The 926-nt window shown below is 67.4% G+C and carries 1 protein-coding gene; it reads right to left on the bottom strand.

All coding sequences use genetic code 11. The features are described from left to right. Positions 1 to 926: condensation domain-containing protein (locus tag E4099_RS32435; RefSeq protein WP_245245367.1), on the bottom strand; the 926-nt coding region annotated here is incomplete at both ends.

The raw sequence follows: 926 nt of genomic DNA, 5'->3' as shown, positions 1-926 counted from the left end.
GGACTGTGCCAGGGCGGTCAGTTGGCGGTGGAGTTCGGGTTCGATGTGGAAGGTGACCAGTCCGCCGCGGTGTGTGGGGATCTGCGGACGGGGCCGGTCGAAGGGCAGCTCGAGCTGGTCGGGGGCGTCGTGGAGAGCGTTCTTCCAGAAGGTGAGTTGGCGGTTGAGTTCGCTGTGGGGGTCGTCTTCGGTGCCGAGGAGTTCGCGTTGCCACAGGACGTAGTCCGCGTACTGCACGGGCAGGGTGTCCCATGCGGGTTCGCGGCCTTCCGAGCGGGCTGCGTAGGCCTGGGTGAGGTCTTGGCTGAGGGGGGCCAGGGACCAGCCGTCGCCCGCCACGTGGTGGAGGACGATCAGGAGTACGTGATGCGCCTCGTTAAGGGCGAAGAGGGTGGCCCGGAAGGGGATCTGTGAGTCCAGGGCGAAGGTGCGTGAGGCGGCCTGGGTCAGTGCCTCATCGAGGTGTGCCGGGTCGGTCTGCACGACGGGGAGGTCGGTGCGTATCTGGTCGGTGGGGAGGATGTGCTGGTGCGGCTCGCCTTGGGCGGTCGGCAGGACGGTGCGTAGCGCTTCGTGCCGGGCCACGACGTCGTCCAGCGCTGAGGCGAGTGCGTCGATGTCCAATGGGCCGTTGAGGGTGATGGCGAGCGGGATGTTGTAGGTCGCGCTCGGTCCTTCGACCTGGTCCAGGAACCACAGCCGCTGCTGGGCGAAGGAGAGCGGTAACCGCTCAGATCGTCCACCGGCTCGCAACACCGGTCGAGCGGTGGATCCGGTTTCCGACAGCCGGGCCAGGCCCGCGACAGTCGGCGTGTCGAAGAGGTCGCGGAGGGATATCTCCACGCTCAGTACGGCTCGGATCCGGCTGATCAGACGGGTGGCGAGCAGTGAGTGGCCGCCGAGGTCGAAGAAGCTGTCGTGCACTC

Origin of the sequence: Streptomyces palmae (assembly GCF_004684805.1) — a bacterium.
Classification (GTDB): domain Bacteria; phylum Actinomycetota; class Actinomycetes; order Streptomycetales; family Streptomycetaceae; genus Streptomyces; species Streptomyces palmae.
Note: the sequence above shows the minus strand (reverse complement) of the source record. Positions and strands in the feature narration are given on the sequence as shown.